This is a genomic window from Comamonas sp., from assembly GCF_036643215.1.
GTDB lineage: Bacteria > Pseudomonadota > Gammaproteobacteria > Burkholderiales > Burkholderiaceae_C > Comamonas.
The window spans coordinates 41,574-67,663 of sequence record NZ_JAVXSJ010000014.1 but is presented as its reverse complement, the minus strand read 5'-3'; the positions used below and the strand labels follow the sequence as shown (position 1 = coordinate 67,663).

The following is a 26,090-nucleotide window of genomic DNA, read 5'->3' as shown; positions in this document are numbered from 1 at the left end:
GAGCTGAAAGCTTATTTCTTGCGCGAGCGACCGAGGAAGAAGGCCGTAGCCAGAGCTGCGCCCGTGGCGGCAGCAATCAGTACCGATTTGCCGGGCTGCTCGCTCACATACTTGGTGGTGGCGTCTGTAGCCGTATTGATCTGGCGGCGGGCGCGGTGAGAGTTATCGGCCCAGAAGTTGATGCTGCGCTCGGCCAGATCTTGCGCGCGGTTGGCGAGGTTGTCGATCAGCGGGTTGACTTCATCATCAGCATTGCGCAGGTGACGACCTGTTGAGTCAATGGCTTCAGAAGCCGTGCGGCGCGCGCTGCGCGCGGTGTCTTTGGCTTTGTCTGCCAGGTCGTCAGCCATGTCTTCGGCGGCATCAACAACCTTGTGAGCCGTGTTCTTGGCGGAGCTCACTGCACCATTCACAGCCTCTTTTGCATCGCCAGCCAGTTCTTTGGCTGTGCTCTTGAGGTCTTCGATTGTGTCTTTGGTGTCTTTTGCAGCTTGGCTCATTGTCTGAAACTCCCAGAAATTTAAAAATTCTTACGAAAGTGTGCGGTCATGCAGCTCATGAACATCGCAACTTCTGAAATGCAGAAGCTGAGAGGAATCATGGCCAATACTCCCTGTTTGCGCAATGCATACGAACAAAGTTCTACACATTTGCAAAGCAAAGTTTATTTCTTCGCCAGTCCAACCAAGAAGGTGATGACGGCCATCACGAGGAAGACGAAGAATAAAATTTTTGCGATGCCTACAGCGCTGGCTGCAATGCCGCCGAAGCCAAAGACGGCGGCAATCAAGGCGATGATAATAAAGACGATAGCGTAGTGCAGCATGGTTCTCTCCTCGCGAATACAGGCCCGGCAGAAGTTGCTGCCAAGGGCCATCTATTGACTGTAGAGGTTCGATGCCAAAGGTGCTGACGGTGAGCATCTTCCTACTGCGTAGGGGCAATTTCGGACACTTGCGTAGGATAAATTCCTACGAAGTACTTACTATCAGGCATTCGCCATGGCCAGTGGAATGACGGCTGAAATAGTCGTTCCTTTACTGGGTTGCGAGGCTACGGTGAGTCGGCCACCCACGGCTTCAACGCGGTGCTTCATACCTGCCAGCCCGTGGGAGTTGGGGCGCATGCTGGCCATCTCAAAGCCCTGACCGTCATCCTGAATCTGCACAGCTACATAGGTCGGGTAGTTGTGAACGGTCACTATTACATGGCTGGCTTTGGCGTATTTGCCAATATTGGTCAGCGATTCCTGAACGACGCGGTACACCGTTAGCTGGGTTGACTCCGTCAAATCGACAGGTTCCAGACTGCATTCCACCTCGATGCTGCTGCGCTCACCAAACTCGCGGGTCAAAATTTCTAGAGCGGTGGTCAGGCCCAGATTGGAGAGGGACGAGGGGCGGAGGTCTTCAATGATGCGGCGCTTGAGCGCAATCCCGCTGTTGAGCGTTTCGATCAAGTGAGCGACTCGCTCTGAGACTTCGGGCGTTGAGGTATCAATCTTTGATTTGAGTCTTGCCACATCGAGCTTGGCGGCGGTCAGCAGTGATCCCAGCTCATCATGCAGTTCACGAGCCAGATGTCCGCGCTCATCTTCGCGCACCTGCTGCAGGTGGGTTGCCAGTTCCGTCAGTGTGGCAGTTCGTTCACTCACCACTTCTTCGAGTCGATTGCGCTCTTCGCGCTGAATTTCTTGCTCGCGCTGGTGCGAATGCTGCAGGGCGTTCGCCTGGCGCAAGTACATGAAGAAGCCAAGAATTCCCAGCGCAGTCACGGTGGCAATGCCGATGCGGGACAAGCTCAGTGTTTGTTCGATATCAGCGAGGTTGGCTTTAGCACGCTGGTCGATGCTGTCCACCAGGGTTTTGATGTGCCCGCGGATGGCATCCATGTTTTCTACGCCGACATCGGTAAACATCACAAACCGCCATGCCTCGTTGTTGCCTTGGCGATACAGGCGCAGGCTCAGCTCCATCTCACTGGTCTTGCGCTCGACCTGGCGGGCCAGTGGAGTGAAGATTGCCAGATCCTTGGGGTCCATGATGAAGATGCGGCGCAGCTCATCCATGCTGCCGCTGATGGCTGTATTTGCGGAGTTATAAGGCTCTAGATAGCGCTCTTCTCCTGTAAGTAGATAGCCACGCAGACCCGTCTCTGCATCCAGCATTTGCTGCATCAGCAAATTGAGCTTGGCCCTGGTGCTTTGTGTCTGGGTGAGTGCATCCAGTGCCTGCAAGGATCGTTTATAGCCAGCTTCATTAATACTCACCATTAAGACAGCCGCAATGATCGCGATCGTCAGGCTGACTGCAATTTTGCGGATATTGGTCCAGCGCATCTACATCCTCTCACCTACAAGGCAATTACCTGATATTCTGCATAATCGTATCGTCAATGACTGACATCATAGTGCGGGTCTTAAAAATGTTATGCGCCGGGGAAGACGAGCGCAACTTCATGAAAAAGAGGTGTTCATGATAAAAGTAGGCATAGTGGATGACCACGCGATTGTTCGTTCGGGATTACGCCAATTCCTGTCTGAGCATGTAGACCTGAGGGTAGTTGGAGAAGCAGGCAATGGACGAGAGGCCATTGACTTGGTACGAGAGCAAGAGATCGATGTGCTGCTGATGGATTTGTCCATGCCGGGGCAAAGTGGCATTGATGCACTGGCAATGCTCCGGGCTAAAGCGCCGGACATGGGGATTTTGATTCTCAGTGGATACCCTGAGGAGCACTACGCAATCAACTTGATTCGCCAAGGTGCCAGCGGTTATCTAAACAAGGAATGTGACCCCCAGGATATTGCCGAGGCGATTCGAACTGTTGCACTGGGCCGACGTTATCTGACGCCTGCTGTGGCTGACCTGCTGGCACAGCAACTCAATCGCAAAGATGATGTGCCTGCACACGAGCAATTGTCTGAACGCGAGTTTCAGGTGTTTCTGAAACTGGCTCGCGGTGAGACGGCTGGTGATATTGCTAAATCACTTTCTTTAAGTGTCAAGACGGTAAGTACCTACCGGACAAGACTGATGGAGAAAATGGGGCTTTCTTCCAATAGTGATTTGACATATTACGCGTTAAAGAATCGTTTGATCGATTAACGAAAAGAGGCTTGGAAAATCCAAGCCTCTTTTTATTTGCGGCAGCGATCAGGCTTTTGCCGTGTTTAGATCAATGCAGAAGTCGATGAGAGCATCGATTTCATTGGATTTGTCAAACACAGCATCGGCATTCAGTTCTAGGCAGCGCTCGCGAACATCTGTGGTTGCATAGTTGCTGAGCACCAGCAGCTTTTGCGATGGAAGGCGATGCTGGAAGCTAGTGACAATGCCAAGGCCACTACCTTCGCGCAAAAACAGATCCACGATGACGAGATCCCATGCGCCTGGGTTGCTGCTCAGCCACTCCGATGCATCAGCCTCAGTCTCGGCGAGACCTACCGCTTCGACGTCCGCAAGCTCTGCCAGCGTCGCAATCAGGTTCTCGCGAATCGTAGGGTTGTCTTCAACGAAAAAGGTGCGCAATTTCACGGCGGCAGGTGGGGTAGTGAGGATGACTGTTTTTTGCGGAAACTAAGTGAGAGCTACCAAGCTCCCGCATAGTGAAACAAATTATGTTTTATACAATTTGATTGTAATGTTGATTTACGTAAAGCGCATTTCAGCTTCCGCAAACAACACAGGTTTTAACCCTAGCAATTTTCATCGTACTCCACTCCAAAGTGCGTGCATCAAGCATTTGGAGTCGTCCGACAGAAGATTGGCCAAAACCGACGATCAGCTTCATTGCCTCTGCCGCCTGCTGGGTGCCGATGAGCCCCACTAGTGGTGCAAAAACGCCCATGGTCGAGCACTGAATTTCTTCAAACTCAGCCTCAGGCGGGAAGACGCAGGCATAGCAAGGGCTGTCAGAAGCTCGAGGATCGATGACCATGAGTTGTCCGTCCAGCCGAATAGCCGCGCCTTCTATCAACGGAATGCTGTGGCGCACACAGGCGGCGTTGATGGAATGGCGGGTCTTGTAGTTATCGGTGCAGTCCAGAACGACAGTTGCCTCTGGAAGTAGCTCATCGAGCAAGGCATCCGTTGCGCGCTCCTGAATGCAGCGAATATCAACCTCTGGGTTGATGGCGTGTACTGCTGTGCGAATGGATTCGACTTTGGGCATGCCGATGCGCTCGGTGGTGTGGGCAATCTGGCGCTGCAGATTGGTCATGTCCACAGTGTCGTTGTCGACAATGGTCATGCGACCTACGCCGGCAGAGCCCAGATACAGCGCAGCAGGGGAGCCCAGGCCACCTGCGCCAATGATCACGACATGTGCGGCAAGAATTCGCTCCTGACCTTCGATGCCGATTTCGTCGAGCATGATGTGGCGGGAGTAGCGCAGCAATTGATCATCGTTCATCGGTTGGCTTCCATGGGTCCAAGAAAAAAGCCGGGCAAGCCCGGCTGGTTGGGAGGGTTCTACAACCCTGAGCTTATTTTTTGCTCTTGTCGGATTCGCTCTTTTCAGGCGATTTCTTCACGGCAGGCTTTTTATCTGTAGCGGTCGCATCGTCGGACTTGTCTTCAACTTTGCGCTCTGTCAGCGTTTTGCTGACCTGCACGGGCTGGCCCTTGAGCTTGTTCAGCGCTTGCTGCAGCTGGAAGTCCTTGTCAGAGCCGAACTCTGGCAGGCGGCGTTCAGAAACGGGCTTTTTCGCTTCTTCTTCCAGGCGCTTACGGGCTTCTTCGCGAGCTTTTTCCAGTGCGTCGTTCTTGACTTCAGCGCCTTGCCCACTGGAGAGGTGCTTTTCCAGATCCGCTTCACGCATGCCAAGAGCAGCGAAGAGGTTGCCTTCTGGGGTTTCATCCACCATCAGATCGGGGACGATGCCCTTGGCCTGAATGGACTTGCCGCTAGGCGTGTAGTAGCGCGCAGTGGTCAGCTTGAGTGCGGTCTCTGGGCCCAGAGGACGAACCGTTTGCACGGAGCCCTTGCCGAAAGACTGGCTGCCCATTACGGTAGCGCGCTTGTGATCTTGCAAGGCGCCGGCCACGATTTCGCTGGCAGAGGCCGAGCCTTCGTTGACCAGTACAACCAGAGGCAGCTTTTTCAGCGCAGCAGGCAGGCGTTGCAGCGGGTCACCAAAGCCCCGCTGGGCGTAAAACTCGGGAGATGCCTTGTAGACCGCCTTGCTCTCGGCCAACTGGCCGTTGGTGGAAACCACGGGCACATCGGGCGGCAAGAAGGCTGCAGAGATGGCGACGGCTGCATCTAGCAGGCCGCCCGGATCGTTGCGCAGGTCCAGCACCAGACCCTTGAGGTTAGGGTCCTGCTTGTAGATTTCTTCGACCTTGCGGACGAAGTCATCGACCGTGCGTTCCTGGAACTGGCTCAGGCGAATCCAGGCGTAGCCGGGCTCGATGACCTTGCCCTTGACCGACTGGGTCTTGATCTCTTCACGCGTGATGGAGACAGGGAAGCTACGGCTTTCATCCTTGCGCAGGATGTTCAGGCGCACCTTGGTATTGGGTTCGCCACGCATGCGCTTGACGGCGTCATTGAGCGTCAGGCCCTTGACGGCAGTGTCATCAATCTTGGTGATCAGGTCGCCGGTCTTGAGGCCTGCGCGGAAGGCTGGCGAGCCTTCGATGGGGGAGACGATCTTGATCAGGCCATCTTCCATGGTGATCTCAATGCCTACGCCAACGAACTTGCCGGTAGTGCCTTCTTTGAATTCTTTGTATGTCTTCTTGTCGAAGTACTGGGAGTGGGGATCAAGACTGGAGACCATGCCGGAGATGGCATCGGTGATCAGCTTCTTGTCACTGACCGGCTCCACATAATCTGTTTTGATCAGACCAAAAACGGCCGACAGTTGCTGGATTTCTTCAAGTGGCAGAGGCGTTACGCCGCCACGAGCCAGCGTCTGCAGCGATACGGTGGTCAGCGCACCAGCGACCACGCCTACAGAGATCCAGCCTGCAATTTTGATTTTTTGACCCATAGCACCCCTTTAACCATTCGCAATATACACCTTGGACGACAGAAGGCCTATGAGGTTCCATAGGCCTTCTGCTGCGTCAGCCCATGTTCAGACTAGCTAAGCAGTCTGGGCAATGGGCGGCGAAAAGGAATCTCAGGCCTTGCCCTGAGCTGCGACTGCAGCGGCTGCCTTGGCTGCCGCTTCGGCATTGCCCAGGTAGTAGTGGCGAATTGGCTTGAGATCGGCATCCAGCTCATAAACGAGAGGGATGCCGTTGGGAACGTTCACACCCACGATGGCGTCGTCGGCGATGTTGTCCAGATACTTGATCAGCGCGCGGATGGAGTTGCCGTGCGCTGTGATGACGATGCGCTTGCCAGCCTTGATGGCGGGGGCAATGGACTCGTTCCAGAAAGGAACCACGCGCTCAACGGTGTTCTTGAGGCACTCGGTCAGCGGGATCTGCTCGGGCTGCAGCTTGGCGTAGCGCAGATCGCCACGCTCGCTGCGGGGGTCCGAGGCTTCGAGGGCCGGAGGCGGCACATCGTAGCTGCGGCGCCAGACCAGAACCTGATCATCGCCGTACTTCCTGGCGGTGTCAGCCTTGTTCAGGCCTTGCAGACCGCCGTAGTGGCGTTCGTTGAGGCGCCAGCTATGCACCACGGGCAGCCAGGTGCGGTCCATTTCATCTTGCACATGCCAGAGGGTGCGGATGGCACGCTTGAGCATGCTGGTATAGGCCACATCGAAGTCGAAGCCTTCTGCCTTGAGCAGTTGGCCGGCCTTCTTGGCCTGTTCGACGCCGGTGGCAGTCAGATCCACATCGGTCCAGCCGGTGAAGCGGTTTTCTAGGTTCCAGGTGGATTCACCGTGGCGGATCAGAACGAGCTTGTACATGGATTCTCTCAAAGTAGCAAAGCAGTAATGACACAAAGTCAAAACCGTGCATTCTAGAGGCTGGGCCTTTGCCCGGGAGCGAGCCCAGGAAAGCCACTTCAGGCAAATAGCCGCTCTGCTGCCTATTCCTGGGAGACTTTTCGGGATTTTTGGAGAGCGTGCACTTTCGGTTGAGGCCTTGTAAACAGAACATATGGGCTTGTGGGGTACGGGTCTGTGCAGGGCCGCCCGGGCTGAATGGCGGACCAGCCTCTAAAATCAGCAGGTTTGCCATCCCAAGGAATGACGTGAAATTCATCATCGATAACTGGTATTTGATCCTGATTGCTGTGGCTTCGGGTGTGATGCTGCTCTTGCCCGCCCTGCGCGGTGCTGCTGGCGGTTCCCTTTCGGCTGCTGCTGCCGTGCACCTGATCAACCGTGAAAAAGCTGTGGTGCTGGATATCTGCGAGCCCGAAGAGTTTGCGGCAGGCCATGTCAACGGAGCCAAGAATCTGCCTCTGAGCCAGTTCGAAGAAAAGCTGGCTACGACCGTGAAGAACAAGCAACTGCCCTTGGTGCTGGTCTGCGCATCGGGCGCACGTGCTGTGCGCGCTGAAGCCATTGCCAAGAAGCTGGGCTACGAAAAGGCCCAGGCACTGGCCGGCGGCATGAAGGCCTGGCGCGATGCCGGTCTGCCTGTTGAGAAAAAGACCGCCTGAGGCGTTGAGCGCCTTCCGTAAAGGGACGACAGCCTTTGTTGCGGGGCGGCCTTTGCTGGCTGCCTCTGATCAGGGGCCAGGTCATCGTGTGGCTGGCGCCCTCTGTGAAATACTGAAAAGAAAGTGACCCCATGCAAGCCGTGAAGATGTACACCACCGCCGTCTGCCCTTATTGCACACGTGCCAAGCAGATTCTCAAGTCCAAGGGCGTTGAGGAGATTGAAGAAATCCGCATTGATTTCGATGCCGCTGCACGCAATCACATGATGGAGATCACCGGCCGCCGCACCGTGCCGCAGATCTTTATTGGCGAGACCCATGTGGGTGGCTGCGACGATCTGATGGCGCTGGATGCCAATGGCGGCCTGCTGCCCCTGCTGCAGGGCTAAGGTCTACTGAGATTGCTCGGAGTCACAACGCGATCTTCGAGTAATTCTCAAAGGCCCCCTCATTACATACCCTGTAAAAATGCCAAGAAATGGCATGAATTCCCGCTTTACACAAGTAGCGACCATAGGCCGGTTGGCAGTCGCTGCATAATGCAAAGCGCTATTTCATGGAAATGCCTGCTGTGAGACTAGCCCCGTGCTGACACTCATCGCAGGCATTTGCATTTCTCCCGCAAGAATTTTTCTGAAAGACCAAGCTCATCATGGCCGAACAAGACAACAGCCCCGTGTTCCAGATCCAACGCGTGTACCTGAAGGATCTGTCCCTGGAGCAGCCTAACTCTCCCGCCATCTTGCTGGAGCAAGAGCAGCCTAGCGTGGACATTCAGCTGGGCGTGGAAGCCACTCCCGTGGCTGAAGGCGTGTACGAAGTGGCCGTGACCGCTACGGTTCAGACCAAGATTCAGGACAAGACCGTGTTCCTGGTCGAAGCCAAGCAAGCTGGCATCTTCGAAATCCGCAACGTGCCTGAAGACCAGATGGGTGGCGTGATCGGCATTGCCTGCCCCCAGATCATTTACCCCTACCTGCGCGGCAACGTGGCTGACGTGGTGACCCGCGCTGGCTTCCCTCCTGTGCACCTGGCCGAAATCAACTTCCAGGCCATGTACGAGCAGCAGCAAGCTGCTGCCGCAGCACAGGCTGAAGGCCAGCTGCCCCAGTAAGGTGCGCCGCTTTTTGATCTGATGCCCCTGTGGGACAATCAGATCAAGGCACCCAGCAAAGAGGCCCTAGCGGCCTCTTTCGCATATCTGGCGTGCGTTACCTGCTATGAATTCCAAAGCTATGAAAATTCTTGTCATCGGCGCTGGCGCCTGGGGTACAGCCATGGCCATCAGCGCGGCCACCCATCCGGACAAGCGCGTCGTCAGCCTCTGGGCGCGTGACCCGGCGCAGGCGCAACAAATGCAGGCTGAGCGTGCCAACAGCCGCTATTTGCCCGGCATCACCTTTCCTGAGCCGCTGGCCGTGGTCAGCGGCGATGTGATGGCGCATGCGGCTGCTGCAGATCTGATTGTGCTGGGCACGCCCATGGCGGCGCTGCGCCAGTGGCTGGGCTTGCTCAAGGATTGCCGCGTGCCCGTGGTCTGGTTGTGCAAAGGCTTTGAAGCCGTGCCCGCCGATGCCGCCGCTGGCAGCTATGGCCTGATGGCACACGAGGTTTGCCAGCAAGTGGCACCGCAGCTTCAAAGCGGAGCCCTCAGCGGCCCCAGCTTTGCGGCCGAAGTGGCGCGCCAGCAACCCACAGCACTGGTCGCGGCCAGCGCGCATGAGGGCGTGAGCGAGCTGCTGGTGTCGGCCTTTCACGGCGATGCCATGCGCGTTTATGCCAACCACGACATCGTGGGTGTAGAGGTAGGCGGCGCCGTCAAGAATGTGCTGGCCATTGCCACCGGCCTGTGTGACGGGCTGGAGCTGGGTCTGAATGCCCGTGCAGCGCTGGTCACCCGCGGCCTGGCCGAGATGACGCGCCTGGGCGTGGCACTGGGCGCGCAGGCAGAGACTTTCATGGGCTTGTCGGGTCTGGGCGATCTGGTGCTGACGGCCACGGGTGATTTGTCACGCAACCGCAAAGTGGGTTTGCTGCTGGCGCAGGGCAAGACGCTGGAGCAGGCCGTGACATCGCTGGGCCATGTGGCCGAGGGTGTTTACAGCGCCCGCACCGTGCTGGCCCGCGCCCGCCAGGTTGGAGTGGAGATGCCGATTACCGAAACCGTGGTGGCCTTGCTGGATGGGACCTTGCCAGTGACCGAGGCTGTGCAGTCTTTGATGGCACGTGATCCGCGTGGCGAGTAAAGCCTCATAAAATAATAGCTGCATGCGCCTGATATTTCTATGTTTCAAATGCTTTTTGCATTGAAAGCTAATGAATAAAGGCGCAAGCAGCTATTCTTTTTAGGGTGGCTAACACGAACCAGCAAACCGAAGGTTTGCGTTTGAGACGAGGCGCGAAGCCGCAGGCAGTACAGAAGAGAAGTACGACAAGGCGAAGCAACGACGTATCAAGGGTTGTGTTGGCAGCTCTTAATGCGGGCTAGCGACTTTCTCGCATGCTCAGCCATGCACTGGCTGCCCCGCACAGCGCAATCACGGCCATGCCCAGCACGGCCCACTGGTCGGGGATATGGCCATAGACCAGCCAGCCGGCCAATAAGGCACAGGGAATCTGGCTGTAGAGAAACGGTGTGATGGTGGCGGGCTCGGCCTTTTCATAGGCTTTGAGCAGCATCAGGTGTCCCACGGCGCTGCCCACACCCATGGCAATAGCCGCCAGCCACAGCGCTGCGGTATTGGGCAGTTGCCAAATCCAGGGCAGGGCCATGCTGGCAAGGCCTAGCGCCAGCAGGCTGGTGTAGATCTGTGTGGTCAGCGGGCGCTCTTTGCCTGCCATGCGGCTGCTCAGCACTTGATAGGCCGTATTGGTGACGAGTTGCAGCGCAGGCCAGACCAGCGCCCAGCCGCTGAACTGCGCACCGCCCGGGCGGATGATGACCAGCGTGCCCGCAAAGCCCAGTGCCACCAGCACCCAGCGAAGCGGGCTGACCTGCTGGCGCAGCCATACAGCAGCAACCAGTGTGAGAGCTAATGGCGTCAGCGCCACGATGGCGGTGAACTCAGCCAGCGGCAGGTAGCGCAGGCTGAGCATGGCCAGTGCATTGGTCATGCAAAACAAAATAGCGCGCAACAACTGAAACCCGGGGCGTTGCGTGCGAAAAATGTCCAGCCCATGACGCGCCACGCCAAAACCGACCGTCAAGGCCGACTGCAGCACATAGCGCAGCCACAGTGCCATCAGCAGCGGCAGCAAGGCGCCCGCATATTTGGAGCCGGTATCCAGTATGGAAAAGCAGGCGCAGGCCAGTACCGTAAAACCAATGCCCGTCAGTGTGTGGCGATGGACTGAAGGGGCAGGGTGCTGTGACATGGACGAACTGGCTGGGCACTGTACGGTGCCGAGAGAAGCAGATTTCAGGCGATTTCGGCCTGAAGCCCTTGATGAATAAGCGTTAGCTGCTATCGAATCAGCTAGCCATGGTGCAGCATGACGCCTGTATCGCATCAAGCTGGCGCAGAACAAACCAGTGCCGCAGGGCAAGGGCAGATCCGCAGCGAGGGCTGTGCGTCCCCTCCCTTAGCGCGCAGAGCGTAAAGAGAGGGGGGAGGCAACAAGGCCAAATGTTGTGCGCCTCAGGGGGCGCTTTAATTACAAGCCCAGTTCCAGCGCCAGCAGCTCATCCACCGTCTGGCGGCGGCGAATCAGCTGCACTTTGTCGCCATCAACAAGCACTTCGGCTGCCAGAGGACGGGTGTTGTAGTTGCTGGACATTGAGCTGCCGTAGGCGCCTGTGTCATGAATCACCAGCAGATCGCCCACGGAGGCACCGGCCAGACTGCGCGGTAGCACCACGCCGCCGTCGCCCTGGGTAAACACGTCACCCGATTCGCACAGAGGGCCAGCCACCACGCTATCTTGCGCGGGCAGTTGTTGGCCGTCGCGGCGCAGCACTTCCATGCCGTGATAGCTGCCGTACATGCTGGGGCGCATCAGTTCGTTGAAGCCGGTATCGACCAGCACAAAGTGGTTGCTGCCCGCATTCTTGGTGGCACGCACGGTGCCCAGCAGCACGCCAGATTCGGCGACCAGGAAGCGACCGGGTTCCAGTTCCAGGCCAAGGCTGTGGCCCACAACGGCTTCGGCTTGCTTGCGCGCGGCATCCCACAGGCCGTGGTAGTGAGCGGTGTCGATGGTGGCGTCGCCCTTTTTGTAGGGGATGGACAGGCCGCCGCCAGCGCTGATAGCGTGCAGATCCACACCCGCCGCCTTGGCGCGCTCTACCAGCTTGACCATGGCGCCGCAGACTTCCTGCAGATGGCCGTAGTCCACGCCAGAGCCGATGTGCATGTGCAGACCAGCCAGTACCAGGCCGCCAGCCTTGATGGCTTCAAGCGCCTCTTCCAGCTCGCTGTGCCAGATGCCGTGCTTGCTGTGCTCGCCGCCGGTATTGGTCTTGTTGCTGTGGCCGTGGCCAAAGCCGGGGTTGATGCGCAGCCACACATGGTGGCCCTTCGATACTGCCGCCAGTTGGCCCAGCATGTCGATGGAGCCTGCGTTCACGGGCACTTTGTGCTCGACCACGGTGGCCAGAGTCGCCTCATCCATCACATCGGCGGTGAAGACGATCTCGGCGGGCTCGCCAAAGCCGGGTTGAAAGCCCGCAGCCAGCGCACGCAGAATTTCGCCGCGCGAGACCGCATCCACCTTCACGCCTTGCTCGCGCATCAGCTTCAGGATGTGGATGTTGGAGCAGGCCTTCTGGGCAAAACGCACAGTGTCAAACGCCTTGAGCTGGGCAATGCGCTCGCGGATGGTGGCGGCGTCGTACACCCACAGCGGGGTGCCGAATTCGTCGGCCAGGTTCCAGAGCAGGGCGGGAGTGAAGGGGTTTGACATGGTGGCTGTCTCTTGAAAATAGAAAAATCCTGCGCATCATGCCAAGCGCCATCTATTCAGTCCAATAGCTTGTTTTTTGAAGAGTATTCAAACTGGATATGCTTTTGGCATGACCGATTCAGATTCTTCGCTGCGCATCACTCACCGGCATATCGAGGTGTTTCGCGCCGTCATGACGGCGGGAAGCGTCACCGGCGCGGCGCAGTTGCTCTATACCTCGCAGCCCACCGTGAGCCGCGAATTGGCGCGTATCGAGCAACTGCTGGGTTACACCCTGTTTGAGCGGGTGCAGGGCCGCCTGCGTGCCAATGCACGGGCCTTGTTGCTGTGGGATGAAGTGCAGCGCAGCTGGCAGGGGCTTGAACGGGTGATTGACCGCGCGGTAGAGCTGGGCCGCCCGCAGGGCGCGCGCATCAGCGTGCTGTGTCTGCCTGCACTCAGCCACGCTCTGCTGCCTGGCGCGTTGGCCCGGCTGCATGCCAGTCATGGCACGGTGGCCGTGAGCGTGGCCACGCAAGAAGCACCGCTGCTGCAGGAATGGATGGCGGCGCAGCGCTTTGATCTGGGTCTGTCTGAACTGGCCGATGCCCCGCCCGGCACGCGCAGCCAGCCGCTGCCCGCCATGGATGAGGTGGCCGTGCTGCCAGCCAGCCACCGGCTGGCGCAAAAAATGCAGCTCACGGCGCAGGACTTTGAGGGCGAATCTTTTATCAGCCTAGCGCGAGACGATCCTTACCGCACGCAGATTGATGCCGTTTTTGCCAAAGCCGGTGTGCAGCGCCAGCTGAGTCTGGAGACGGCCAGCGCCGTGGCAGTGTGCGCCATGGTGCAGCATGGGCTGGGCGTGGCCGTCGTCAACCCGCTTACAGCGCGGGCCTGCGCCGGGCCGCAACTGGTGGTGCGGCCACTGGCGTTTTCCATTCCGTTTCAGGTGCACATGCTGCTGCCACTGCACCGCCCCGGCGATGTCGGCGTGCCTTGGCTGATGGAGGCGCTGCTCCAAGAAGCCCACGGGCAGACCTTGGCGGATAGTGGTTTATAAAGTGAGTGCATGCACTCATTTATGTTGCGGTGCACAATAAGTTGTTTTTTGAGTTGCGCTTTGAGCAAAAAACCTGCATGACCGAATCCGCCATTCCCCACCGTACCGCCAGCGAACTGCTGGAACTCAGCATGGCTGTGCCCCAGGTCATCAGCCACAGGCTTGCGCGCATGGCGCTCAGCGGCCCCGTGCTGTCCCAGCGCGATCAGCGTGAGTTCACGCGCATGGTGGTGGAAAAGCAGGAGGCCTTCAACCAGTCCTGGCTGACCATGGGAGCTGAGATGTTCAAGGTGCAGCAGCAACTGTGCCAGGCATGGCTGCAAAACCCCTGGACGCTGGGGCAGAAGCTGCCCGCCGTGGCAGACAAAGTGGCTGCCAAAAGTCTGGCCCCCATCCGCCGCAAGGCCGTGGCCAATGCCAAGCGCCTGTCTAAAACCAGCTTGAAATAAGGCCAGACCTTTGAGGTCAGACCTTCAGTCTTTCAATCAACCGCAGGCTGCTGTCATCCAGCCCGATCAGCTCCACGCTGCAGCCATGCTGGCGCAGGCGCTCCATCACCTTGTCCAGCGCACCGACGGCGGTGATGTCCCAGAAGTGCGCCGCGCTCACATCAATGCGCACAGGTTTGCCAGCGGCAGCGAGCACATCAAACGCCTCTATCAGCGCATCGGCTGAGGCAAAGAACACCTGGCCTGTCACTGTCCAGATATAGGTATCCTGCTGGAAATGGCCCTGCACCTTCAGCATATTGGCCACCTTGAAGGTAAAGAGCACGCCCGACAGCAGCACACCCGCAATCACGCCCATGGCCAGGTTGTGGGTGGCGATGGTTATGACCACGGTGACCAGCATGACCGAGCTGGACAGATGCGGGTAGCGCACCAGATTGCCCAGCGACTTCCAGTCAAACGTCGATACCGACACCATGACCATGATGGCCACCAGTGCAATCACCGGCACCTGCGACACCCAGGGCTTGAGGGCGACCATCAAAATCAGCAAAAACACCCCGGCAAACAGCGTGGACAGGCGACCCCGGCCGCCGTATTTCACATTGCCCACGGCCTGACCGATCATGCCGCAGCCCGCGATGCCGCCAAACAGGCTGGCCGCGACATTGGCCACGCCAAGGCCTGTGCATTCACGGCTCTTGTTGCTGGGCGTTCCCGTCAGATCATCGACTACGGCGGCGGTGAGCACGGACTCCAGCAGGCCCACCATGGCAATCGCCAGCGCGGGCAACGCGATGATGCGCAGGGTCTCAAGGCTGGCAGGGATTTCAGGCAGAGCAAAGAACGGCAGGCTGTCAGGCAGCTGGCCCAGATCAGCCACGGTCTTGAGCGGCAGACCCATGAAGCTGCTGAGCAGCGTCAGCAGCAGCACGCAGATCAGCGGTGAGGGAATGGCCGTCAGCGCTTTGAGCTGCAATCTCTGCCCCAGCCAGGGCAGGCCGTAGATCAGCGCCAGACCCAGGGCCAGCATGGCCCAAGTTGCCGTGTTGCCCCCTTGCAGGTGTGGCAACTGGGCTGAAAAGATCAGAATGGCAAGCGCATTGACAAAGCCCGTGCGCACGGAACTGGAGACAAAGCGCACCAGGCTGCCCATCTTGCACAGGCCAAAAGCGATCTGCATGGCCCCGGCCAGCAAGCCTGCCGCCAGCAAATATTGCAGCCCGTGTGATGCGACAAGAGGCGCAGCCACCAGTGCCACCGAGCCCGCAGCGGCTGAGATCATGGCCGGGCGTGCGCCAAACACTGCAATCACGATGCTGATGATGAAGGATGCGTACAGCCCCACAGCCGGGTCTACCCCCGCCACAAAGGAAAAGGCAATCACTTCGGGAATCAGCGCAAACGTGGCAACGGCACCGGCCAGCAGTTCACGCGGCACGCTGGGCGCCCATTCAGCGCGCAGACGGGTCAGCAGGGGGGATGGATTCATATCGCAGCAGCAAGTGATGCGCTGCCTCTGCAGAGGAGGCAACGCCAGTGGGCGATGTTACGCAGTGCCCTTGACTTTTGCTGCGCGAGGGTCAGGTCGGGCGTTTGAAGCAGACCATCTTGGGCCTGAAGCGCTGCAGCACCTCGCCGCGCTGGTTTTTGGTGTGGGCCAGAACGCGCACCAGAGCGCGATTGGGTTTGGACTGGGAGGGAATGATTTCCACAATCTCGGACTCCACCTGCAGCACATCGCCGGGGCGCGTGGGCTGGGGCCAGGCCAGCTCCTCCATGCCGCCGCCAATCACACCATCGGCCAGCGGAATGCTTTGCGTCACCAGCCGCATGCTGATCGCGGCCGTATGCCAGCCGCTGGCAGCAAGGCCTTGAAAGAAGGTGTTCTTCGCAGCCTCTGGATCGAGGTGAAAGACCTGGGGGTCGAACTGCTGAGCGAAGGCGATGATCTGCGCTTCATCCAGCGGGTAGCCCTCGCTCACAAACTTCTGACCTACATACAGATCGTCCAGATACAGCTTTTCGCTCATGCTCGCTTCCCCTTTTGTCTTTGCATTAGAGACGAAGCAGTATGCGCGGGCCTTTGCCAAGCAGGTGTTGCGCAGGTGCCAGCCAGCTCCCGTTCTTGCATCCCGTTATGCTTGGCTGCATGATTTTTGAGTTTGAAGATTCCGAGGTCGCCGAGGTCACGCAGCAGGGCGATGCGCTGCATATTCGCTTCTCGGCCGCCCGCTTATATGACGCAGGCCGCACCGGTGCAGGTCAGGGATTGTGGCAGCCTTTGCTATTGATTTGCAAGCAGGTAGCGCATGCCAATAAAGCGCCAGAGCCTCATTTTTCTGAAATATTGACCGCCATAGGCCGTGTGCATCGGGCGGAACTGTTACTGGGCAGCCAGCGCCTGCGCAGCCTGCCCATGCCGTTTGAAAGCGATGCGGCCTTTGCGCTGGAGCTGGAATTTGCCAGTGGCCTGTTTTGCGAGCTAAAGGGCAAAGGGCTGGAGTTGCGCTCGCTGCTCAGCCAGTGCTCCGTGGATTCATATCAGTGCTGACCAAGGCCGGGCGAGGGCCCTCTCGCGGCCGTAAGCCGCGACAGTTGGCGCGGCTAGCTACGGGTGTCTTTCAGTATCAAATATCCGAGGAAGGCGAAGCCTGAGCCAATCAAGATATCCAAACTCCTTTCAATGAAGTTTCCCATGATGGGATTAAAGACTTCGGAGATAAGAAGTCCAATTCCGCATATGGCTTTGCAGCTAGTCTGATTCGCTTGAAAGTCACCGCCAGCCCAAATGATGCAACTAATTGCAATGCTGGTGATACCAAGAATCAGCAGAAACCAGCCAACAAATTTTGCTTCACGGCGCATTTCTCAACCTACCCGGTTTATCGAATTTTCATTCTCCACCATGGCCTCTAAAAGAAGCAATGAGTGCCCGTCGCTGGCACAGTGATGCTTAAATATGGAGTCGATCTCATCAATCCGAACTTTGAAATGAAAATACTGCTTCTTGCAATCTCAGCGATTGCCTACTGTGGCGTTGCGCATGCTATGTCCTATTCAGAAGCAGTCCAAAAAATCCTGTATTTTGAGGTTGCTAGGCACAGCGCTGTGTATTGCGAGAAGCAAGGGGTATCTACGAAAAAGTCCTATGACAACTGGGCTAAAAAGAATAGCGGGGGCGCTTTTTCTGGAGCGCTGTTAGCGATTCAGAAGGATGCGAGCAAACACGCAGCATCAGAAGACGATCAGATAGTTGCCAGTGCGCTCATCGTTAAGGAAATATCTAATAGAGCGCAGGAGTACGTATCAAAGAGTGGAATTGCCTGCGCCAATTTCGATTCAATCTTGCTGGAGTATTCGCGCCTCTTGAAGTAAAGGTTTGGTTAGATCGTTGGATGCGTCAGCATCTACATAAAAGTACGCAGTGCTTGGGTGGCTTCTTCTGGCTGGCTCAGGCTGTCGCAGTTCGACCCTGAATAGACAGTCGCCAATAGACTAGCTGGGTTAGTTCTTCCTGAAGGCGCTTGGACTTTTTTCATGAACCCAAACCCGCCACGTGAACCCACAAGCGAAAATAAAGCCGATAGCGACTGATAGACAAGCACCAATGACTGATACCCATCCCAAGCCAATATCCCAAGCCGCGACCCAAAACACCGGGAAGGTTGAGTATAGGTAGTTGGCGAACAGGGTCACCGCCAGCCAAATTGGGAGCACTGATACAGCAAGGGCCAGCCAATAGATTGCGATGACCCCGAATGCGTTAACGCGTTGGGCCACTATCGTGGCAAGTAAACCGCGAAACAAGGCCAAAGCCAGCGCTGTAAATGCCAGTAGTCCAAAAATCAATGCACCCCAAGCAACCATAGATTCCTAAACAGATTTAGATACGACACTGCCGCTCGGATCACCGTCTACGACTAGCATACAGATCAATAGTTGAGTGACGGCTACTGGCAGATAGCAGGCTGCAGGCAATTTTTCATGGGTGCAGAGAGTCGTTCTATTTAAGGCAGTGCACCTACTTTGGTGCACTACGGCAGCGAAGATGTCGCCCCTCCCGCGAAGCGAGAGAGGGGAAAGGCGCAAAGCACCTCAAGGGGGGCCTGAAGTCTAGAACTCCAGGTTGTCGATTAGGCGAGTGCTACCCAATCGTGCCGCGCCCAGTGCGACCAAGTCGTCGCGGGTTGCGTCCGCTGGCGTCAGCAGGTTGCTGCGCTGGCGTACTGTCAGGTAGTCTGGCTCCCAGCCTTTGGCGCGCAGGTCGGCCATGGCTTGGGCTTCAAGCTCGGCCAGATTGCCGCCTTGGCGTGCGGCATCGGCCAGCGCCTTGAGTGCTTGCGACAGCGCCATGGCCTGCACGCGCTGCTCGTCGCTGAGGTAGCCGTTGCGTGAGCTGAGCGCCAGACCGCTACCCGCGCGGGTGGTGGGGCAGCCAATGACTTCAATGGGCAGCGCAAACTGCTGCACCATGCGGCGAATGACCATGAGTTGCTGATAGTCCTTTTGCCCGAACACGGCCACGCCGCCGCCGGTGGTGGCAAACACGACCTGAAACAGCTTCATGACCACGGTGCACACACCGGTGAAGAAGCCGGGGCGAAAGTGCCCTTCCAGAATGTCGGCCAGCTGGGCGTCGGGCTGAATCTTGAAGGTTTGCGGCTCGGGGTACAGGTCTTTTTCCTTGGGGGCGAAGACGATGTCGCAGCCTTGGGCTTCCAGCTTGGCGCAGTCCGCGTCAAACGTGCGTGGGTAGCTATCAAAATCTTCGTGCGGCAGAAACTGCAGACGGTTCACAAAGATGCTGGCTACGACCACATCGCCATGCAGGCGGGCTTGCTGAACCAGAGAGAGGTGGCCTTCATGCAGATTGCCCATGGTGGGCACAAAAGCAGGGCGGCCGCGGCCCGCAAGGGCTGCGCGCAGGTCGGCGATGGTGTGAACGATTTGCATGACTGAAACAGAAGTCGGGGAACAGAAGTCTAAAAGCAGAAAAAGTGAGCGCAATGCCCTTGAGTGGTGCCCTTGATTTACCAGGCGTGCAGCGCGTTGTCGGGGAAGCTGCCGTTTTTCACAGCCTGTACATAAGCTTCCATCGCGCCCTTGACGCTGCCAGCGTCGGCCATGAAGTTGTGGACGAACTTGGCCATCTTGCCCAGGTTCACGCCCAGCATGTCGTGCAGCACCAGAACCTGACCGGCCGTGCCGTTGCCCGCGCCAATGCCTATGGTGTGGCAGTCTTTCAGCTCTTCGGTGAGTTTGGCAGACAGGGCGGCGGGCACCATCTCCAGCACCAGCATGGATGCGCCAGCATCTTGCAGCTCCAATGCGTGCTGGCGCAGGGTGGCTGCGGCTTGTTCGTCCTTGCCCTGAACGCGGTAGCCGCCCAATGCGTGCACGGTTTGCGGTGTCAGTCCCAGGTGGGCGCAGACGGGCACGCCACGGTCGACCAGAAAACGAACGATGGGCGCAGTCCAGCCGCCGCCTTCCAACTTGACCATGTGGGCACCGGCCTGCATCAGCTCGCAGGCGTTGCGCATGGCTTGCTCGGGGCTTTCGGCATAGCTGCCAAAGGGCATGTCGGCAATCACCCATGCGGTGGCCTGAGCACGGTGCAGGCCGCGGGTCACGCTAGCGGTGTGATAGGCCATGTCGGCCAGTGTCACGCCCACGGTGCTGTGCAGGCCCTGGCAGACCATGCCCAGTGAGTCACCGACCAGAATGCACTCCACACCGGCGGCATCGGCCACGGCGGCAAATGTGGCGTCGTAGGCGGTGAGCATGGTGATCTTCTCGCCCGCAGCACGCATCTGCGCCAGGCGCGGCAGGCTGATGGGGCGGCGCTGGGGCTGGGGCGAAGAGGGAGGGATGGTGCCGTAAGGTGTTCCGGTGGCGGTCATGGTCTTGTCTCCTGATGATCTGTTTATGGTTCAGCGCGACAGACAAGTCTGTGTGCCAATTTGCCCGCGAGTCTATGCCATGCTGCGGTGCAGCGCCAAGTGCAAACTGGGTATGGCAGCCGTCAGCGCCCGTACTATGCTGGTCTGCTTGTGCATGGCGTAGCCGTGCGCGTTCTGCTGTTCCTATTTCATCCGCGCAAGGTAGTTCATGTCCATGGCCGAGTCCCCGTTTCCGTTCGCTTCTGCGCCTGCACCATCGGTGGCCTGGCAGGGGCTGCGCGGCGTCAGCTGGCTGGATTCGTTGTCTGACGAGAAACTGGCGGTGCTGGCCGGGCAATGTCGCTGGCACAGGCTGGAGGCAGGGCAGGTGTTGCAGGGGGCCTATACCGACCGGCGCATTTACATGTTGATCAACGGGCAGTTGAGTGTGGCAGGGCACAGCGTCAGCGGACGGGCCATGATTGTGGGGTATCTGGGGCCGGGCTTTTTCTTTGGCTCCTTTTCCGCGCAGCCGCCCCGCAATGTGGCGGTAGAGGTGCAGGCCACAGAGGCCAGTCTGGTCGCTTCGCTATCCAATGCAGAGCTAGAAGCGCTGATCATGAGCGACGTGCAGGTCATGCGCGCGGTGATTCAGCGGCTGAACGAGCTGACGGGCGTGCTGGCCCGGCGCGTGGTCAGTCTGGGGACTTTGTCGGTGCGTGGCCGTCTGCAGGCACAGTTGCTGGAGCGGGCCGAAACCGTGGGCGTTGATGACGATGAGGCGCTGCTGTCCCCAGCACCCCGGCAAAACGATCTGGCACTGATGCTGGGCACCAGCCGCGAGGAGGTGGCGCGCGAGATGTCGCGCCTGACACGCCTGGGCTTGCTGCAGCGCGAGGGGCGCAATCTGCGTATCTGCCGTGTTGATGGCTTGCGTGTTTTACTCGAAGAAACACGCTGACTTTCATATTGTGAAATTACCTTTTGCGTGAGAAAACGCACAGACGGCTCCTGGGGGTAGCACGCATAGTTCAGTGATACCGCTGCGAAGCCATCAAGCCTTGCAGCTCTTACGACTGAAAGGATTGATATGCGCTCCGCTACCCGTTTGTTGACTGCCCTTGTTCTGACCGCCAGCGCCGTTGCTGCCATGGCTCAGGGCATGCCCCAGACTGCTGCTGCCTCCAGCAAAAGCCGTGCCGAAGTGAAGGCTGATCTGGAGATGTACCAGCGTTCCGGCCTGGGCTACCTGCCCTCACCTGCGGCTTATATCGAAGTCGAGTCCAGCGCCGAATACCGCAAGGCTTATGCCGAATATCAGCGCCTGCTGGCAAGCCCTGCCTACAAAGAAGCGGTGGCCAAGTACCAGTCGGGCACCAAATAAGCCTGAGGCGATAGAGATCGTTACCTTGGTGGATGCGCGCTGAAGGCTTGATGTCTGCAGCGCGCTTTTTTATGGCGGCAATATCGCCCCAATGGATATAGCAAGTTTGATAGCATTCAGCGCATATTGATACTGCGCTTGCAGGCGATTTGACTTGAAAACCGTTCTTGACTTCACTGCACCCAGACAGGCCGATGCAGCCCGCCTGCAGCATGGCTTTGGTGCGCCTGAAAAAGTCCTGCAGGCGCACAGGCCTGAGGACGTACTCGCCGTGCTGGAGGCCGTGCAGCAAGCCGCCGAACAAGGCCAGTGGTGCGTGGGCTGGCTGGCGTATGAAGCTGCCAGCGCCTTTGATGGTGCCTATGCCCAGACTGTGCACAGCGCAGTGCCCGGTCAGCCACTGGCCTGGTTTGGTGTACATGCCGCCCCGCAGGCGGTGCAAGCCGCGTCAAAGCCCCTGCCCACCCCGCCCGTGCAGTGGCAAACCGCCCTGAGCCGCGAGCAGTTTGATGCGCATATTGCGCGTATTCATGCCGCCATTGCTGCCGGTGAGTGCTATCAAATTAATTACACCGCCCCCGTGTCTGCACAGCTTGCGGGGGGCGAGTCGCTCAATTCATCCGCGCTGGCGCAGGCCCTGTTTGCACGCTTGCAGCAGGCCCAGCCCGGCGGCTATGCCGCGCTGGTGGATAGTGGCGATATGCAGGTGCTGTCCGTATCGCCCGAGCTGTTTTTTGACTGGGACGGCGAGCAAATTCTGACCCGCCCCATGAAGGGCACAGCTGCCCGTGGCAAGACACCCGAGGCCGATGCGCTGGCTGCGCAGACCATGCGCGAGTCTGTCAAAGAGCGGGCCGAGAACGTGATGATTGTGGATTTGCTGCGCAACGACCTCTCGCGCATCGCAGAGCCGCATAGCGTGAAAGTACCGCAGCTGTTTCAGGTGCAAGCCCTGCCAGCGGTCTGGCAGATGACGTCTGACGTCGTGGCGCGCACCCGTGCAGGCGTGCGGCTGGTCGATGTGTTTGGCGCGCTGTTCCCCTGCGGCTCTATCACCGGTGCGCCCAAGCGCCAGGCCATGCGGCTGATCCGCGAGCTGGAGCCCCAGCCGCGCGGAGTGTACTGTGGGGCGCTGGGCGTGGTTCGACCAGGCTCTGCGCCTGGGCGCATTCATGCGACTTTCAATGTGCCCATTCGCACCGTGGTGCTGAAAGCCGGGCAGTTGAGCTGCGGTATTGGCAGCGGAATTACGGCCAGCGCCAACGCGGCTGATGAATGGATGGAGTGGCAGCACAAGCAGGTTTTTCTGCGCGGGCTGGAAGAGGCAGGCCAGGGGTAAAGCATGAATACGCATTTTGAAATTCTCGAAACTCTGGCCCTCAAAGATGGTCGCTGGCAGAACTGGCCGCTGCACTGGGCGCGGCTGCAGATTACGGCCCATCACTTTCGCTACCCGCTGATGCAAATGCAGCTGGAAAGCGATATGGCCCAGCTGGCACAAAAGCATGCTGAGGGGCACTGGCGTGTGCGGCTGGCGCTGTCAGTCACCGGTGCGGTGCAGTTCACGGTGGCGCAACTCTTGCCCAGCGCCGAGCCAGTGAAGCTGCAACTGGCACGCCAGCCCATCTTGAATGCAGTGGCGCAAAGTGATGTGGTGCGCTTCAAGACTTCCGTGCGCCACCATTACGAGGTGTTTGAGCCCAAAAGCGCAGAGGTGTTTGACACCGTACTGTTCAACGAAGACGGCCAGATCACCGAGGGCACACGCGGCAACATCGCCATGCAGCTGGATGGTCAGTGGGTGACCCCGGCTCTGCAATGCGGTCTGCTGCCGGGCGTGGGCCGCGCGCTTGCGCTGTCGCAGGGGCGGCTGGTTGAAAAAGTGGTGGTGATTGATGACCTGCGCCGCATTACAGGCTGGGCGTTTGTCAATAGCCTGCGTGGCTGGCTGGATGCACGTTTGATTGCATAGCCGGTGTTTGTTATCGTGGGTGCATCTGCCAACTGGGAGGAGTCTGAACCATGGAAGACGACGACTTTGATGCGCTCTATCTGGACTTGATGAAAGAGTTCCTGTCCACCGCCACTCCCATGCAGTGGCTGGCCGTAGTCACCACCATGAACTACGACAACGGCAGCGCGCTGCCGGACTGGATCAGCAAGTACCCCAAGCTGGAGCCCGCAGTGGCCAAGGCGCTGTACTGGTACCAGCAGCCTGGCTACTTTCAGCACTACGCATCGCAGGACAAGGTGCCCAGCATCAATCGCAAAGGCTGGGCGCGGGTGCAGGCCCTGAGCCAGCGCTTTGCCGACGGCAATCTGGCCCCTGCCACCATTGGCTGGGACCCGGCCAATGACCTGGCATCCCCCACCGGCAAAGAAAAGCATCCCGGCTATGACTGGACCAGCGAGGCCGTCAAGGGCGGCGATGCCATGTGGGCCATTCCCGCCATCATGTTTGAAGCCGTGCCCGGTACGCAGCCCGATATTTACGCATATGTCGACGAGCAAGGCTGGGAAGACGGCATGCCACCCCATGTGCAGGATGAGCTCAATGCCGCCATGGATGGGGAAGAGGAAGATCCTGAAGACTAGGCTGAAACTGTGCCTTTGGTATCTTTAAGCGATACTCATTAAGAAATATGGCTGGCTGATCGTTTGATTTTCATACTATCCATTCACCGCAACTTTTGAGGCAAGACCATGAACTCCCAAGCCGTTTCAAGCCACAAGCCTTCTTCTGCCTTTATCGGCGCTTCCTGGGCTGCGCTGCTGCTGGGCATCGCTGCCTTCATGGCCGGGTTGTGGAATGCCAATATGCAGCTCAATGAAAAAGGCTTCTATTTCGCCGTGCTGGTGCTGGGCTTGTACTCGGCCATCTCTTTGCAAAAGGTGGTGCGTGACCGGCTGGAAGGCGTCGCCGTGACTGGCATTTACTACGGCATCAGCTGGGTGGCGCTGCTGATTGCGGTGCTGCTGCTGGGCACGGGCTTGTTCAACGCCACGCTGCAGCTGAGCGAAAAAGGCTTTTACGGCATGGCTTTTGCGCTGGCCTTGTTTGGTGCCATTGCCGTGCAGAAGAACACACGTGACAACCTGGGTGCAGAGGATGAAACCTCAGGCTTCAAGCGCAGCAAGGGTGAACGCAACGGCCCTACGCTGGTGACCACAGACCCTGCCAAGCCTGCGGATGCGCAAGAGATAGCGGCCAACAACCGCTAAGCCGCTTCAGCCCTCCGCTTACCTCACCTTATCAGGCGCCGTAGTTGGCGCCTGATTTGCGTTTTGCTGCAGTATTTGACGGGCCACAAACTGCTCAAAGACTTGGGTGAGCGTTGAAGGGGCTGCCGAACCCGGCAGCCAGTTTTGCAGCTGTGCAAGGCCCAGCACAGCCGCCTCAAAGCTGGAGAGTTGGCCGGGCAGGTGGGCCTTGCGAATTGCGTAGCCAGAATCACCCACATCCTGCAGCGCCACACGTGGCAAGGTTTGCAGGGCAGGGTTGAGGTAGAGCATTTTTCGACTTTTGCGCCAGGTGCCGTCAATGATGACCAGTCGCAATTGCTTGGGCGGCAGCGGCCAGGGTTGGGGCAGGGCGCTGGCCTGCGCAAGGCCTAGCGTCGCATCTTGCTCGTGCGTGTCTGGGTAGAGCAGCAGGCTCTGGCGCGGGGCCTGTCCATCCCAGCTGCCTTGCAGGGCTTGCTGTAGCGCTTGCGTATCAAACTGCTCGCCCACCAAGACCCGGCTATGGGGCAGGCACAGGTGCAGCAAATGACCTGTGCCTTTGGCCTCATGGACTTCCATGGGGTGCATGAGGATGAGCACTTCGACCTGATGCTCTACGGGCCGTGCCAGCGCGCAAATGCAGGTGTGCAGCGCACGGTGGCAGTTGGGACAGCGAGGGCGTTGGTCAGTTTTGCTCATAATTTGAGAGCGTCTTGCGCTTGATAGATATGCGGTAGAGGCCGTTTTTACCTTAAATTAATGCCCCTGAAACAACAACGCCCGCAAGCGCAGGCTGCGGGCGTTGGCTTGAAGCGGGCAGGGCTTGGAGCTTTACAGGCGGCCCTTGAAGTAGGTGGCCTTGTCCATGTCGGCCACGTCCACGCTCAGCTGCACATCCAGGCCAGCAGGCTGGGGCACGAGGCGGCGCAGCACTTCGGCGATGCCGTCGGACATCTGCTTTTTGGCTTCTGTACTGCGGCCGGCCATCAGTTGCAGATGCACGTGCACAAAGCCGCGGTTATCGGGCTGGTTGCCGATGTAGACGTTGTTCATGTTCAGGCGCGCAATGCGGGACTTCACATCAGCTTCGTCGGTCACGGTGGGGTGAGCACAGACCACGGCGTTGACTTCGCGCATCAGCTCGCGCTCGTTCAGGCCGGTCAGGTTGTCGGTGTATTCAATATGCAGATGAGGCATGGTGTTCTTTCACTCAAAAACGGGTGCCGTGTTTACAGCATCTGGGTCGGTACTTTATGGCGCAGCTCGACTTGCTTGTTGCTGTCGTCCACAAACACCAGCTGGGGCTGGTGCTCGGCCACGTCTGTTTCATGTACCTGGGCGAAGGCGGCAATGATGAGCAAGTCGCCCACGCTGGCGCGGCGCGCTGCGGAGCCGTTGACAGAGATCATGCCGGTACCGCGCTCGCCCTTGATAGCGTAGGTCACAAAGCGCTCGCCGTTGTCGATATTCCAGATATGGACTTGTTCGTTTTCGACAATATTGGCGGCGTCCAGCAAGTCTTCATCAATCGCGCAGGAGCCTTCGTAGTGCAGCTCGCATTGCGTAGTCTTGACGCGGTGGATCTTGGATTTGAGCAGGGTGCGGAACATGGGTTTGTCTCTCTGGGTCGCTTT

33 protein-coding genes are annotated in these 26,090 nt (G+C 58.4%); 15 read left to right on the top strand and 18 right to left on the bottom strand.

The annotated features are described in order from the left end of the window. Positions 1–11 precede the first annotated feature (11 nt). The 3 genes from RSF91_RS11555 to RSF91_RS11545 form a co-directional block, all read right to left on the bottom strand. Positions 12–500 carry a hypothetical protein gene (locus RSF91_RS11555; RefSeq protein WP_332568557.1) on the bottom strand — a complete coding sequence of 163 codons (489 nt, stop codon included), beginning with the start codon at positions 498–500 and terminating at the stop codon, positions 12–14. Positions 501–664: 164 nt separating this feature from the next. Then, positions 665–826: a DUF1328 domain-containing protein gene (locus tag RSF91_RS11550; protein WP_332568556.1), complete on the bottom strand. Its 162-nt coding sequence runs from the start codon at positions 824–826 to the stop codon at positions 665–667. A gap of 162 nt (positions 827–988) precedes the next feature. Next, a complete protein-coding gene (locus RSF91_RS11545; RefSeq protein WP_332568555.1) occupies positions 989–2,338 on the bottom strand; it encodes a sensor histidine kinase in 1,350 nt (449 codons plus the stop codon). A 136-nt stretch (positions 2,339–2,474) separates the two neighbouring features. Here RSF91_RS11545 and RSF91_RS11540 point away from each other — a divergent pair, with 136 nt between their 5' ends. Next, positions 2,475–3,107, top strand: a complete 633-nt coding sequence (locus RSF91_RS11540; protein WP_099735844.1) for a response regulator — start codon at positions 2,475–2,477, stop codon at positions 3,105–3,107. Positions 3,108–3,155: 48 nt separating this feature from the next. Here RSF91_RS11540 and RSF91_RS11535 read toward each other — a convergent pair whose 3' ends face one another. The 4 genes from RSF91_RS11535 to gpmA all read right to left on the bottom strand — a co-directional run bounded on the left by RSF91_RS11535 (position 3,156) and on the right by gpmA (position 6,874). Beyond that, complete coding sequence (locus RSF91_RS11535) at positions 3,156–3,536, bottom strand: response regulator (protein ID WP_332568554.1); 381 nt, start codon at positions 3,534–3,536, stop codon at positions 3,156–3,158. Between the two features lie 130 nt (positions 3,537–3,666). Next, positions 3,667–4,413 (bottom strand): HesA/MoeB/ThiF family protein, encoded by a 747-nt coding sequence (locus RSF91_RS11530; RefSeq protein WP_332568553.1) that lies wholly within the window; start codon positions 4,411–4,413, stop codon positions 3,667–3,669. A gap of 73 nt (positions 4,414–4,486) precedes the next feature. Then, positions 4,487–5,998 (bottom strand): S41 family peptidase, encoded by a 1,512-nt coding sequence (locus RSF91_RS11525; protein WP_332568552.1) that lies wholly within the window; start codon positions 5,996–5,998, stop codon positions 4,487–4,489. Positions 5,999–6,130: 132 nt separating this feature from the next. Next, positions 6,131–6,874, bottom strand: a complete 744-nt coding sequence (gene gpmA, locus RSF91_RS11520; protein ID WP_332568551.1) for a 2,3-diphosphoglycerate-dependent phosphoglycerate mutase — start codon at positions 6,872–6,874, stop codon at positions 6,131–6,133. Between the two features lie 287 nt (positions 6,875–7,161). Between gpmA and RSF91_RS11515 the strand changes: the two genes are divergently transcribed. From RSF91_RS11515 to RSF91_RS11500, 4 genes are all read left to right on the top strand, one after another. After that, the gene (locus tag RSF91_RS11515) at positions 7,162–7,575 is read left to right on the top strand and encodes a rhodanese-like domain-containing protein (RefSeq protein ID WP_332568550.1); all 414 of its coding nucleotides are present in this window, start codon (positions 7,162–7,164) and stop codon (positions 7,573–7,575) included. A 131-nt stretch (positions 7,576–7,706) separates the two neighbouring features. After that, positions 7,707–7,964 carry a glutaredoxin 3 gene (gene grxC / locus RSF91_RS11510; protein WP_332568549.1) on the top strand — a complete coding sequence of 86 codons (258 nt, stop codon included), beginning with the start codon at positions 7,707–7,709 and terminating at the stop codon, positions 7,962–7,964. Between the two features lie 263 nt (positions 7,965–8,227). Then, a complete protein-coding gene (gene secB, locus RSF91_RS11505) occupies positions 8,228–8,689 on the top strand; it encodes a protein-export chaperone SecB (RefSeq protein ID WP_003066740.1) in 462 nt (153 codons plus the stop codon). Positions 8,690–8,810: 121 nt separating this feature from the next. After that, on the top strand, positions 8,811–9,821 hold the full coding sequence (locus RSF91_RS11500; RefSeq protein WP_332568548.1) for an NAD(P)H-dependent glycerol-3-phosphate dehydrogenase: 1,011 nt from the start codon (positions 8,811–8,813) through the stop codon (positions 9,819–9,821). A gap of 238 nt (positions 9,822–10,059) precedes the next feature. Here the strand turns inward: RSF91_RS11500 and RSF91_RS11495 are convergent, their stop codons facing one another. Continuing rightward, positions 10,060–10,950 (bottom strand): DMT family transporter, encoded by an 891-nt coding sequence (locus RSF91_RS11495; protein ID WP_332568547.1) that lies wholly within the window; start codon positions 10,948–10,950, stop codon positions 10,060–10,062. 279 nt (positions 10,951–11,229) lie between these two features. Next, the gene (gene lysA, locus RSF91_RS11490) at positions 11,230–12,477 is read right to left on the bottom strand and encodes a diaminopimelate decarboxylase (protein WP_332568546.1); all 1,248 of its coding nucleotides are present in this window, start codon (positions 12,475–12,477) and stop codon (positions 11,230–11,232) included. Between the two features lie 109 nt (positions 12,478–12,586). On the opposite strand from lysA, the gene RSF91_RS11485 reads away from it, so the two are divergent. Next, on the top strand, positions 12,587–13,519 hold the full coding sequence (locus tag RSF91_RS11485) for a LysR family transcriptional regulator (RefSeq protein WP_332568545.1): 933 nt from the start codon (positions 12,587–12,589) through the stop codon (positions 13,517–13,519). A 77-nt stretch (positions 13,520–13,596) separates the two neighbouring features. Next, complete coding sequence (locus RSF91_RS11480; RefSeq protein ID WP_332568544.1) at positions 13,597–13,968, top strand: polyhydroxyalkanoate granule-associated phasin; 372 nt, start codon at positions 13,597–13,599, stop codon at positions 13,966–13,968. Between the two features lie 16 nt (positions 13,969–13,984). Here the strand turns inward: RSF91_RS11480 and RSF91_RS11475 are convergent, their stop codons facing one another. Continuing rightward, positions 13,985–15,460 (bottom strand): SulP family inorganic anion transporter, encoded by a 1,476-nt coding sequence (locus tag RSF91_RS11475; protein ID WP_332568543.1) that lies wholly within the window; start codon positions 15,458–15,460, stop codon positions 13,985–13,987. Positions 15,461–15,551: 91 nt separating this feature from the next. Beyond that, the gene (locus tag RSF91_RS11470; RefSeq protein WP_332568542.1) at positions 15,552–16,001 is read right to left on the bottom strand and encodes a MaoC family dehydratase; all 450 of its coding nucleotides are present in this window, start codon (positions 15,999–16,001) and stop codon (positions 15,552–15,554) included. Between the two features lie 119 nt (positions 16,002–16,120). Here RSF91_RS11470 and RSF91_RS11465 point away from each other — a divergent pair, with 119 nt between their 5' ends. After that, positions 16,121–16,522: a hypothetical protein gene (locus RSF91_RS11465; protein ID WP_332568541.1), complete on the top strand. Its 402-nt coding sequence runs from the start codon at positions 16,121–16,123 to the stop codon at positions 16,520–16,522. Between the two features lie 53 nt (positions 16,523–16,575). On the opposite strand, the gene RSF91_RS11460 is transcribed toward RSF91_RS11465, so the two are convergent. Further along, positions 16,576–16,836, bottom strand: coding sequence for a hypothetical protein (locus tag RSF91_RS11460; RefSeq protein WP_332568540.1), 261 nt, complete (start codon positions 16,834–16,836; stop codon positions 16,576–16,578). A gap of 63 nt (positions 16,837–16,899) precedes the next feature. Between RSF91_RS11460 and RSF91_RS11455 the strand changes: the two genes are divergently transcribed. Beyond that, a complete protein-coding gene (locus RSF91_RS11455; protein WP_332568539.1) occupies positions 16,900–17,346 on the top strand; it encodes a hypothetical protein in 447 nt (148 codons plus the stop codon). A 129-nt stretch (positions 17,347–17,475) separates the two neighbouring features. On the opposite strand, the gene RSF91_RS11450 is transcribed toward RSF91_RS11455, so the two are convergent. From RSF91_RS11450 to panB, 3 genes are all read right to left on the bottom strand, one after another. Then, positions 17,476–17,838 carry a hypothetical protein gene (locus RSF91_RS11450; RefSeq protein ID WP_332568538.1) on the bottom strand — a complete coding sequence of 121 codons (363 nt, stop codon included), beginning with the start codon at positions 17,836–17,838 and terminating at the stop codon, positions 17,476–17,478. A gap of 246 nt (positions 17,839–18,084) precedes the next feature. Continuing rightward, positions 18,085–18,924 (bottom strand): pantoate--beta-alanine ligase, encoded by an 840-nt coding sequence (gene panC / locus RSF91_RS11445; RefSeq protein WP_332568537.1) that lies wholly within the window; start codon positions 18,922–18,924, stop codon positions 18,085–18,087. A gap of 77 nt (positions 18,925–19,001) precedes the next feature. Continuing rightward, complete coding sequence (panB, locus tag RSF91_RS11440) at positions 19,002–19,871, bottom strand: 3-methyl-2-oxobutanoate hydroxymethyltransferase (protein ID WP_099735862.1); 870 nt, start codon at positions 19,869–19,871, stop codon at positions 19,002–19,004. Positions 19,872–20,079: 208 nt separating this feature from the next. Here panB and RSF91_RS11435 point away from each other — a divergent pair, with 208 nt between their 5' ends. The 6 genes from RSF91_RS11435 (at position 20,080) to yiaA (ending at position 24,456) form a co-directional block, all read left to right on the top strand. Next, positions 20,080–20,811, top strand: coding sequence for a Crp/Fnr family transcriptional regulator (locus RSF91_RS11435; protein ID WP_332568536.1), 732 nt, complete (start codon positions 20,080–20,082; stop codon positions 20,809–20,811). 129 nt (positions 20,812–20,940) lie between these two features. After that, positions 20,941–21,234, top strand: coding sequence for a DUF4148 domain-containing protein (locus tag RSF91_RS11430; RefSeq protein ID WP_332568535.1), 294 nt, complete (start codon positions 20,941–20,943; stop codon positions 21,232–21,234). A gap of 154 nt (positions 21,235–21,388) precedes the next feature. Further along, positions 21,389–22,573 carry an aminodeoxychorismate synthase component I gene (gene pabB / locus RSF91_RS11425; RefSeq protein WP_332568534.1) on the top strand — a complete coding sequence of 395 codons (1,185 nt, stop codon included), beginning with the start codon at positions 21,389–21,391 and terminating at the stop codon, positions 22,571–22,573. A gap of 3 nt (positions 22,574–22,576) precedes the next feature. Continuing rightward, complete coding sequence (locus RSF91_RS11420) at positions 22,577–23,206, top strand: aminotransferase class IV (protein WP_332568533.1); 630 nt, start codon at positions 22,577–22,579, stop codon at positions 23,204–23,206. A 50-nt stretch (positions 23,207–23,256) separates the two neighbouring features. Further along, positions 23,257–23,829 (top strand): DUF4274 domain-containing protein, encoded by a 573-nt coding sequence (locus RSF91_RS11415; protein WP_332568532.1) that lies wholly within the window; start codon positions 23,257–23,259, stop codon positions 23,827–23,829. Positions 23,830–23,937: 108 nt separating this feature from the next. Continuing rightward, a complete protein-coding gene (yiaA, locus tag RSF91_RS11410) occupies positions 23,938–24,456 on the top strand; it encodes an inner membrane protein YiaA (protein ID WP_332568531.1) in 519 nt (172 codons plus the stop codon). 18 nt (positions 24,457–24,474) lie between these two features. Here the strand turns inward: yiaA and RSF91_RS11405 are convergent, their stop codons facing one another. The 3 genes from RSF91_RS11405 to panD all read right to left on the bottom strand — a co-directional run bounded on the left by RSF91_RS11405 (position 24,475) and on the right by panD (position 26,066). After that, positions 24,475–25,155 carry a tRNA-uridine aminocarboxypropyltransferase gene (locus RSF91_RS11405; RefSeq protein WP_332568530.1) on the bottom strand — a complete coding sequence of 227 codons (681 nt, stop codon included), beginning with the start codon at positions 25,153–25,155 and terminating at the stop codon, positions 24,475–24,477. 132 nt (positions 25,156–25,287) lie between these two features. Continuing rightward, complete coding sequence (locus tag RSF91_RS11400; protein ID WP_332568529.1) at positions 25,288–25,653, bottom strand: 5-carboxymethyl-2-hydroxymuconate Delta-isomerase; 366 nt, start codon at positions 25,651–25,653, stop codon at positions 25,288–25,290. Positions 25,654–25,685: 32 nt separating this feature from the next. After that, positions 25,686–26,066, bottom strand: a complete 381-nt coding sequence (gene panD / locus RSF91_RS11395; RefSeq protein ID WP_099735871.1) for an aspartate 1-decarboxylase — start codon at positions 26,064–26,066, stop codon at positions 25,686–25,688. Between the last annotated feature and the right edge of the window lie 24 nt (positions 26,067–26,090).

Coding starts and splice junctions, on each gene's coding strand:
- RSF91_RS11475 (WP_332568543.1), bottom strand. CDS start 15,460: ATGAATCCATCCCCCCTGCTGACCCGTCTGCGCGCTGAATGGGCGCCC.
- RSF91_RS11415 (WP_332568532.1), top strand. CDS start 23,257: ATGGAAGACGACGACTTTGATGCGCTCTATCTGGACTTGATGAAAGAG.
- yiaA (WP_332568531.1), top strand. CDS start 23,938: ATGAACTCCCAAGCCGTTTCAAGCCACAAGCCTTCTTCTGCCTTTATC.
- grxC (WP_332568549.1), top strand. CDS start 7,707: ATGCAAGCCGTGAAGATGTACACCACCGCCGTCTGCCCTTATTGCACA.
- RSF91_RS11450 (WP_332568538.1), bottom strand. CDS start 17,838: ATGGTTGCTTGGGGTGCATTGATTTTTGGACTACTGGCATTTACAGCG.
- RSF91_RS11460 (WP_332568540.1), bottom strand. CDS start 16,836: ATGCGCCGTGAAGCAAAATTTGTTGGCTGGTTTCTGCTGATTCTTGGT.
- RSF91_RS11405 (WP_332568530.1), bottom strand. CDS start 25,155: ATGAGCAAAACTGACCAACGCCCTCGCTGTCCCAACTGCCACCGTGCG.
- RSF91_RS11485 (WP_332568545.1), top strand. CDS start 12,587: ATGACCGATTCAGATTCTTCGCTGCGCATCACTCACCGGCATATCGAG.
- lysA (WP_332568546.1), bottom strand. CDS start 12,477: ATGTCAAACCCCTTCACTCCCGCCCTGCTCTGGAACCTGGCCGACGAA.
- gpmA (WP_332568551.1), bottom strand. CDS start 6,874: ATGTACAAGCTCGTTCTGATCCGCCACGGTGAATCCACCTGGAACCTA.
- panB (WP_099735862.1), bottom strand. CDS start 19,871: ATGACCGCCACCGGAACACCTTACGGCACCATCCCTCCCTCTTCGCCC.
- RSF91_RS11500 (WP_332568548.1), top strand. CDS start 8,811: ATGAAAATTCTTGTCATCGGCGCTGGCGCCTGGGGTACAGCCATGGCC.
- secB (WP_003066740.1), top strand. CDS start 8,228: ATGGCCGAACAAGACAACAGCCCCGTGTTCCAGATCCAACGCGTGTAC.
- panC (WP_332568537.1), bottom strand. CDS start 18,924: ATGCAAATCGTTCACACCATCGCCGACCTGCGCGCAGCCCTTGCGGGC.
- RSF91_RS11495 (WP_332568547.1), bottom strand. CDS start 10,950: ATGTCACAGCACCCTGCCCCTTCAGTCCATCGCCACACACTGACGGGC.
- RSF91_RS11530 (WP_332568553.1), bottom strand. CDS start 4,413: ATGAACGATGATCAATTGCTGCGCTACTCCCGCCACATCATGCTCGAC.
- RSF91_RS11420 (WP_332568533.1), top strand. CDS start 22,577: ATGAATACGCATTTTGAAATTCTCGAAACTCTGGCCCTCAAAGATGGT.
- panD (WP_099735871.1), bottom strand. CDS start 26,066: ATGTTCCGCACCCTGCTCAAATCCAAGATCCACCGCGTCAAGACTACG.
- RSF91_RS11525 (WP_332568552.1), bottom strand. CDS start 5,998: ATGGGTCAAAAAATCAAAATTGCAGGCTGGATCTCTGTAGGCGTGGTC.
- RSF91_RS11465 (WP_332568541.1), top strand. CDS start 16,121: ATGATTTTTGAGTTTGAAGATTCCGAGGTCGCCGAGGTCACGCAGCAG.
- RSF91_RS11435 (WP_332568536.1), top strand. CDS start 20,080: ATGTCCATGGCCGAGTCCCCGTTTCCGTTCGCTTCTGCGCCTGCACCA.
- RSF91_RS11470 (WP_332568542.1), bottom strand. CDS start 16,001: ATGAGCGAAAAGCTGTATCTGGACGATCTGTATGTAGGTCAGAAGTTT.
- RSF91_RS11400 (WP_332568529.1), bottom strand. CDS start 25,653: ATGCCTCATCTGCATATTGAATACACCGACAACCTGACCGGCCTGAAC.
- RSF91_RS11550 (WP_332568556.1), bottom strand. CDS start 826: ATGCTGCACTACGCTATCGTCTTTATTATCATCGCCTTGATTGCCGCC.
- RSF91_RS11480 (WP_332568544.1), top strand. CDS start 13,597: ATGACCGAATCCGCCATTCCCCACCGTACCGCCAGCGAACTGCTGGAA.
- RSF91_RS11540 (WP_099735844.1), top strand. CDS start 2,475: ATGATAAAAGTAGGCATAGTGGATGACCACGCGATTGTTCGTTCGGGA.
- RSF91_RS11545 (WP_332568555.1), bottom strand. CDS start 2,338: ATGCGCTGGACCAATATCCGCAAAATTGCAGTCAGCCTGACGATCGCG.
- RSF91_RS11555 (WP_332568557.1), bottom strand. CDS start 500: ATGAGCCAAGCTGCAAAAGACACCAAAGACACAATCGAAGACCTCAAG.
- RSF91_RS11430 (WP_332568535.1), top strand. CDS start 20,941: ATGCGCTCCGCTACCCGTTTGTTGACTGCCCTTGTTCTGACCGCCAGC.